The sequence below is a fragment of the Sphaerospermopsis reniformis genome (genome assembly GCF_005402885.1).
Lineage (GTDB): Bacteria > Cyanobacteriota > Cyanobacteriia > Cyanobacteriales > Nostocaceae > Sphaerospermopsis > Sphaerospermopsis kisseleviana.
Window position 1 is genome coordinate 1 of the sequence record NZ_BJCE01000241.1, and the last position, 8,090, is coordinate 8,090.

The window sequence follows — 8,090 nt, forward strand, 5'->3', positions numbered from 1 at the left end:
ACTGCACCCTATAAATATCTGCTTAATAACTGTATACTATTCTCAATAAGCACCAGATTTTTTCAGAGGGTCTATCACCTCAAACCTTTTCCCTATCTTGGTTTCAACTTGCTTGTCGCCCCCTCAATACAAAAAGTTTCATTTGGATGACACTTTATGAAAAGATGTTAGTTACAAATAATCCGAATTAATTTAGGAGTAATTCATGATGGGCAGTCTAAAAAGTACGGTGATTATTTTAATTATTGGAATTTCTTTATCTGGGTGTGGAGCTAAAGTTAAGATTTGTAATCAGGATTTCAGTCAAGGACAAAAATTACCTCTCAAATATTCAGAAATTAGTAAAGATTTCTTGTCCGCTTTAAAAGAACATACCAATGCAGACCCCAATGATATTGCTTATGTCAATAAATTATTCTTTGGTAATAATCAACCCATCTATAAAGTGGCGGCTTATTGGTCACAAGCTGGTTTAGGCTCTAATGGTGACAAGGTTTTTGTTCAAGATGCTCAAAAAATTCAATCATTTCAAGAAAGTATTCGTTGGCAACAATTTGAAAAGCAAGCTGGACTATGTGAGTTAATGCGCTAATGGCTTTGATTCCATTTACCCCCTTTACTTTTCTTCAGATACCTTTAATTTTTTCTGTTCACCTATTGACCTTCCTTGTAACTCAATTGGACTATATATGTCACAAACAACACAAATATTAAATCAACTCACAAAAAACTTCTTTAGAAAAATATTTTTATCACAAGGATATTCAGAAACAGATTTTTATATTCAAGGTGAAATTTATGACCCTGAATGCAAATATTTTTGCTTTAAAGATGATTTAAAAACAGGGCAGACAATCTGCTTTATTAATTTTTATTTAAATTATCATTCAGGTTATGAATGGTATGTTGAAGCATTTTGTTTGTGTGATAGCAATATATTGAATGGTGGAATAAGTGGAATTTTCATAAAAAAGGTAGTTCAAGATGAATTTTGTGAATATGAGTTTTCGGCTATTAAAATACCAGTTTCATATACAATTAAAACCCAATCAGAAAATCCCGAAGTTATATACCAGGAACTGTTATTCTTATCTTATACACAACACGATACTCCAAGCGACTTAAACATTTTATTCAAAATTTATAATTTTAAAAAAAATCGAATTATTTCACCTAAAAGAGAAGATTTAGATTCACTGCGAACACCACTTAATCATGGTGAAAGAATGGTTTTAAATTTCTTTGATGAAAATCTATCAGAAGACTGGGAAATATATATTCAACCCCACCTTAATGGCCTACGTCCAGACTTTGTACTGCTCAATCCCAATATTGGCATTGCTGTTTTTGAAGTGAAGGACTGGAATCTTAATGCTATGCCCTATAGAGTTAAAGAAATAGATAATAAATCACCTGAACTCTGGGCTACCTCAAAAGATGGAATAGACTTTAAAGTTAAAGATAATCCCATTGAAAAAATAGCTCTCTATAAAGAAAGCATAGCTAACCTTTATTGTCCTCAGATCGATATTCTTAATTCAGAAAATAGAGCCAATTATTATAACTTAATTACTGCTGGTGTCATTATGACATCGACAACAACTAAAATAGCAAAAGACTTATTCAGTCCTTTTCTTAGAAAAAAACACTTTTTAGGAAGTTTACAGCCCTATTATCCAGTAGTTGGTTTTGATGCAATAGATGATAATTCCCTAGAGATTGTCTTTCCAGCATCTGTATTGAAAGATGATACAACTGCTAAATTAATGACACCTGAAATTGCTAAATCTTTACGAAGTTGGTTGGTTGAACCTGATTTTGCCGCAACTCAAAGGCAGCCGCTAGAACTTGACAAAAAACAAAGAGTGTTAGTAACCACACGCACAGGTTCGGGTAATCGCCGGATTAAAGGTTCAGCAGGTTCTGGAAAATCACTCGTTATTGCAGCAAGAGCGGCTCAGTTATCTAGTGAAGATAAAGAAGTATTAGTTGTAACTTACAATATTACCCTTTGGCATTATCTGAGAGATATTGCAGTTCGTTATCCGGTCGAAAATAAAAGAATTAAAGATAATATTACATGGTTACATTTTCATGAATGGTGCAAACTAGTTATTTGCAAACAAGCTGGACTCAATGATGAATATAAGGCTTTGTGGCAAGGAGATCCTGATATATCCAAGGTGTTAGAAATAGATATAGTAAATTTGGTAAATACAGCGATTGAAACTGGAGGAGACTCCATTCAAAAATATGATGCAATCTTAATTGATGAAGGACAAGATTATAACATTGACTGGTGGAACGCTCTACGACGGGTTCTTCAACCTGGTGGTGAGATGGTACTTGCAGTCGATGAGACACAAGATATCTATGAACGTGCTATTCATTGGACGGGACGCGGGAATAATGCGGGATTTAATGGTCCTTGGGTGTCACTTGATACCAGTTATAGAACACCTCCATCACTGATCAAATATCTCAGAGATTTTTCTCAGCGATATTTAGAAGGAATGGTAAATCTTCCTCAGCCAGAAAATGAAAAAGACAAATGGACTGCACACCTAAGTTGGATACAGATTACAATGCAGGACTCTTTGGTGGATAATCTTATTCAGGCGGTTCTTAATATTCCTGATTTAGCCAATCCGAATATTGTGGCTTATCCAGATATTGTTTTGCTAGTTCCAACCCATAAAATAGGTTTATCATGCGTACAACTTTTAAATAAGAGAAATATTAAAGTTATTCATGTTTTTGACCATAGAAAACAAGACCAGAAAAGTAGAAAACTAGCCTTTTTCATGGGAGATGCACGGGTAAAAGCCTGCACAATTCATAGCTTTAAAGGGTGGGAAGGTCGATATATCGTTGTTGGTATTAATTCAAAAAACCAAAAATCAGACCTAGCAGCTATTTATGTAGCACTAAGTCGCTTAAAACGACATACAGAAGGAAGCTATTTAATTGTTATTTGCTGCGACCCTAATCTAGAAGAATTTGGACAAACTTGGCCAACTTTTGAAAGAAGATAGTTGGTTCATCAGTAGATATAGCCTTTCTCAGTCTAGTGAGGTACAGTAGCAACAATGGGTAAACCAATTATAAATATCATTTTAAATATCCATTAATTTCAAAGCACTACTATCATTTGGTCTAGCCTTAAGATACCTGTCAGTGATAGATTCATCCTCATCTTCAGTTTAAAGATTATGAAGTTTTGCATCCCGGTGATCCTATGTTTTTAACATTTGATGGTCAGACAATTAGCTATGAAGGAAACTCTACTGTTTATCCAATCTTTATTAACGAAGCTGCTTATTACGAAAAAGGTACTGCTATGTGTTTTACCGAAAAGCATCAAATCACAATTTAGAAAAAGTTGGAAATGATTAATTCAAGGGTTAACACTTATGTCTAAATTTCCAGGTTGTTCTGAATGGGTAACACCTTTATTATTTATTTTTTACATAATAATATGGAGGTCGCCAATTAGTATTTCTGATACTATCACTTGTCACCGACTAAAGCAGGGATATGTGAATTGTCGCCTAGAACATAGTAATTTGCCTGCATTTTGGTCTAATTCAATTACTGAGTTTCAACTTTTAGGTACTAAGGTTGAAACACCATATAATTCGGAAGGATGTCAGATATCAACGCTATACTTAAAAACTAACCAAGAACACATCAAATTTTCTAATTATTCTTGTAACACTAGTCAGGCAAACATTGATGCTACGGAGCTAAATAATTTCTTGTATAATAATAGAAACTTATACTTACAAATTAACCGAGATCAGAAACCATTTTTGGATGTAATGATTTGGTTAGTTTTTTATATTCTTTTATGGTTTCTATATGTGTTATTTTGGTTCTCTATTTTTGGGGTTATCCTCCGTTTCTGGGATTGGCTGAAAATTAATAGATTTTAGATTTCAGAATAAATCCAAAATCCAAAATCTAAAATCCAAAATTAATTAAGCTGCTTGTGGCTGAACTAAATTTTCAATTCCTTGAACAACAGTAGCAGATTCAATTTTGTCACCAGCTTTAAGCTTATCTAAAATGTCCTTACCTTCAGTCAAATAACCAAAAACAGAATAACGACCATCTAAAAGATTACGTCCAGCAGGAGTTAATTCTGGTTCAAATAAAAAGAAGAAAACCTGAGAAGAACCACCATCTACATTACCTTCAGGACGTGCCATTGCTAAAGCACCAAAAGAAGAAAAAGGTAATACTGGCATATCCAGATAACGTCCAGCATCTTCCAAAGTAATACCATAAGTTGGTTCTTTGTCGCCTTCTACCAAAATTTCTAAAGGAACAGCCCGATATTTACCAGTTGCAGGATCAATAAAACCGACTTCTTTACCTTCAGGATCTCCTGTTTGTAATACATAAGATTCTTCAGAACGGGTAAATTCTAAACCGTTATAAAAACCCCGTTGCACCAAGTCGACAAAATTACCAGCAGTCACCGGGGCGCTATAACCATCTACCACTACAGTCAGATCCCCTTTATTGGTTTTAATGGCTATAGTAGCGCGGCCTTTAAGTTGAGGTAAATTACTAAACTTAGCAGGAACTTCAAAAGGAAATTCTGTCACCATTGACTCTTCTAACAAAGTCACAAGATTGAGTAATTTCGCTCTGCCTTCCAGAATAGGGTCCTTTTGTTTGTTTTTAACTACTTCTTGCAATTCTGCAATGCCAGATTTTAAATCAGCAATCCAAGTTTCGGCTTGGGGTTGGCGTTCTGCGGGAACGCTTGTTAAGATTTGGGAAGGTTTATCGAGAATCCGGGAAGCTTGGCTGAGGTCTCTGGAAACCGCCGCCCATCGCTTGTTGGCACGTAGTTGATTAGAAATATCTTCTAAACTAGCTTGCAGTTTGCGTACTGGTTGATTATCAATGGGCAGTGCATACCTTAACAAAGCTTTACCGTCAGTGATAGCGTTACCAGATGGCAGGGCTGCATAACTCAAGGAAGTCCACCCAGCAGTGCTTATGCCTACAAGTATTGTTACCAGCAGCATGGTCTTGAGGCTGTATTTCAGCCAGGATTTTATGAAGTTAAACATGGAATTTCTCAAATGCAGCATCAAATTGTTAACTGTATGAACTGGGAAGTAACCCATCATTCATCTTCCCATATTGCGGATTGGTAATGGGTAATGGGTAATGGGTAATGGGTAATTGGGTTATTTACCTTCCCTATTCCCTATTCCCTATTCCCTAATAACAGGTACAATAAATGCCGACTGTCTTCCAAAATTTGCAAGTTTCATGATCTCTAGTAATGACTTTCGACCCGGTGTTTCTATCGTCCTAGACGGGTCTGTATGGCGGGTGATTGATTTCCTTCACGTTAAGCCAGGTAAAGGTTCTGCCTTTGTACGGACAACTATTAAAAATGTCCAAACCGGCAAGGTTTTAGAACGGACTTTCCGGGCTGGTGAAACTGTGCCACAGGCTACTCTTGAAAAACTGACAATGCAACATACCTATAAAGAAGGTGAAGAATTCATCTTTATGGATATGGAAACTTATGAAGAAGGTAGATTAAGTGCTGCACAAATTGGCGATCGCGTTAAGTACCTCAAAGAAGGTATGGAAGTCAACGTTATTCGTTGGGGCGAACAAGTTCTAGAAGTTGAATTACCTAATTCTGTGGTTCTCGAAGTAGTTGAAACTGATCCTGGTGTGAAAGGTGATACCGCTACAGGTGGTACTAAACCAGCGAAGGTAGAAACCGGCGCAACTGTCATGGTTCCCCTGTTTATTTCTCAAGGTGAACGGATCAAGATAGATACCAGAGAAGATAAATATTTAGGCAGGGAATAAGCCGCTTTTTTGTGGATATCCCAGATCGATTTCCAGCCCTTGTCATCCAGCGAGGTTGGGGAAATGAACAATCTCCCGTAATACCCGGAAATCACACCAAATTTCTGGGTATTACCTCCTGAATTGGAGAATAAGATTCTGATTTACGGTTAGGTCGAGGTAAAAAATACTGTGCCATTAGATTTTAATGAAATCCGCCAACTATTAGCTACTATTGCACAAACTGATATTACCGAAGTATCACTGAAAAGCGATGACTTTGAGCTAACAGTGCGTAAAGGTGGAAATAATTCTGTACTGTCGGTGGGTCAAGCTCAGTTAGGTGGTATGGTTAGTCCAGGATTGACACCTGCACCAGCAACCCATACAGCACCCATACAATTACCAGAAATAGCTACAAGTCGTGATAATTCGGCTACAGCACAATCACCTTTAGCTGTTAACGCCGCCGCCTCTCGATTTATAGAAGTCCAGTCTCCGATGGTGGGAACTTTTTATCGCGCACCCGCACCAGGTGAAGCGCCATTTGTGGAAGTGGGCGATCGCGTTAAAGTAGGTCAATCAGTCTGCATCATCGAAGCTATGAAACTGATGAACGAAATTGAAGCCGAAGTCTCTGGACAAGTGATGGAAATTCTCGTTCAAAATGGCGAACCTGTAGAATATGGTCAACCTTTAATGCGAATTAATCCAGATTAATTATAGCAGCAGTCAGCAGTCAGCAGTCAGCAGTCAGCAGTTAGCAGTTCCAGAAGTCAAAAGTTCCAGAAGTCAACTGTTCTCAGAGTCAGCAGGAAAACCCTGTTGTAGTCGGAGTTTGATTATCAATTGATGTCCTCAGCACCCTGTTCATTGTTATGTTAACGACTATTTGCGATCGCTGCGCTACAACTTGAAAAGAAGTTGATCAAAATTAGTCAGTTGTCCTTTGTCAGTTCTTTTTGTTCTGGAAAAATCATCAACTACTGACTACTGTACGGGCGAAGCATTCGGGCGAACAATAATCAATTTTTGTCCAAGGCTATTTTCCTATAAGGGCGAAGCATTCGGGCGATAAATTATCAATTTTTGTCCAAGGCTATTTTCCTATAAGGGCGAAGCATTCGGGCGATAAATTATCAATTTTTATCACAGGTTATTTTCCGAATGCTTCGCCCCTACTTCGCCCCTACGACTACTGACTAAAGAGGATAATTTTCTTTAAAGCTTTTACGAGTTAGTGGTTGTTCTATTTCCACACCTTCACCACCTAAAACTTCTAATGGCTTACCATTGACTTCAATGTAAACTTTGGCGTTAGGATTTAAACTAGTAGCAGTATAGACAACCTGCCCTACACGGCCAACCATTGAGGCACTACCCCCACCACTGGTAAAATCTTCTGATAAATTAACGTGAACTTCGTTATTGTCAGCTTTCAAACCTAGCAGTTTAGTACCTTGAGGAATAGTTGTTGAGTCTGTTCCTTCTGTTGGACCTGCTAACAAAGTTTCAAAAGCAGCTTCTAAAGCTTGGCTAGGTTGTGCAGCAGCAATTTTTATCGGCTGAGGAACTAATTCAAAGCTTGTTTCCGTTGGTTTGAGCCAATATATATTAGCAGTTTCTTCTTTCCCCGGCTGGGTAGTTAATGGCTGTTGTGGTTGTTTAATGCTTTGAGAGGGGTTTCCTGGTATGGGAGTTTGAGGAGTTTGGGAAGTCAACCAAGCTACCCCACCACTTACCGCCACCACCGCGGCTGAGACGGCTGCTATGACACCCGAAGAAATATTACGATTAGTTCTTTGTTGTTCATTCATATATAAAACCTGCTTGGCAAAGGGCTGAAGTAGTGTTCAAGAGAGGAGTAGCCTGGCTAAATAAGATACGGATGCGTGGGTAGTTTCTTAAAATCTAGAGATGCCTTAATGTGTGAAAATTCTGCTGACTTTGTATTTTGCCTGTTTCAGCAATTTATCATCCTGCACCCAACTTTATCTTATCTTTAATTTTAGGTTCACATTTATAGACCGTCACATCAACTTTAATGTCAATCTCAACAATTCTTGAAATACGCACCCTCACAGGATAGATAGGTAAAATTATATTTCCATAAGTCAGTGTACAGTAACTATAAGTAAGTAGGGTTTGCTGAATAAACCTAAAACCTTGATATATCAAAGGTTAGAGGCTGATAAACACAGAAATTAGTGCAAGGGTTTTGAAGGGTATACCGGAAAAAGTGTGCATTTTTTGGGATTTCA

6 protein-coding genes and 1 pseudogene are annotated in these 8,090 nt (G+C 37.4%); 5 read left to right on the forward strand and 2 right to left on the reverse strand.

Features of this window, described 5'->3' with window-relative positions; all coding sequences use genetic code 11:
* Positions 1-205: 205 nt before the first annotated feature.
* The 3 genes and pseudogenes from FFR48_RS22800 to FFR48_RS22810 all read left to right on the forward strand — a co-directional run.
* The gene (locus FFR48_RS22800) at positions 206-592 is read left to right on the forward strand and encodes a hypothetical protein (protein ID WP_137668944.1); all 387 of its coding nucleotides are present in this window, start codon (positions 206-208) and stop codon (positions 590-592) included.
* A gap of 97 nt (positions 593-689) precedes the next feature.
* A complete protein-coding gene (locus FFR48_RS22805; protein WP_137668945.1) occupies positions 690-3,035 on the forward strand; it encodes an NERD domain-containing protein in 2,346 nt (781 codons plus the stop codon).
* 149 nt (positions 3,036-3,184) lie between these two features.
* Positions 3,185-3,376, forward strand: a pseudogene (locus tag FFR48_RS22810) (succinylglutamate desuccinylase/aspartoacylase domain-containing protein); the annotation flags it as partial.
* A 604-nt stretch (positions 3,377-3,980) separates the two neighbouring features.
* Here the strand turns inward: FFR48_RS22810 and FFR48_RS22815 are convergent.
* On the reverse strand, positions 3,981-5,087 hold the full coding sequence (locus FFR48_RS22815; protein WP_137668947.1) for a peptidylprolyl isomerase: 1,107 nt from the start codon (positions 5,085-5,087) through the stop codon (positions 3,981-3,983).
* Between the two features lie 205 nt (positions 5,088-5,292).
* On the opposite strand from FFR48_RS22815, the gene efp reads away from it, so the two are divergent.
* On the forward strand, positions 5,293-5,850 hold the full coding sequence (gene efp, locus FFR48_RS22820) for an elongation factor P (protein WP_096567692.1): 558 nt from the start codon (positions 5,293-5,295) through the stop codon (positions 5,848-5,850).
* A gap of 171 nt (positions 5,851-6,021) precedes the next feature.
* Positions 6,022-6,549, forward strand: a complete 528-nt coding sequence (gene accB / locus FFR48_RS22825; RefSeq protein WP_096567693.1) for an acetyl-CoA carboxylase biotin carboxyl carrier protein — start codon at positions 6,022-6,024, stop codon at positions 6,547-6,549.
* Positions 6,550-7,031: 482 nt separating this feature from the next.
* Here accB and FFR48_RS22830 read toward each other — a convergent pair whose 3' ends face one another.
* Entirely contained in the window at positions 7,032-7,646 is a 615-nt protein-coding gene (locus FFR48_RS22830; protein WP_137668948.1) for a GerMN domain-containing protein, read from the reverse strand.
* Positions 7,647-8,090: the final 444 nt, after the last annotated feature.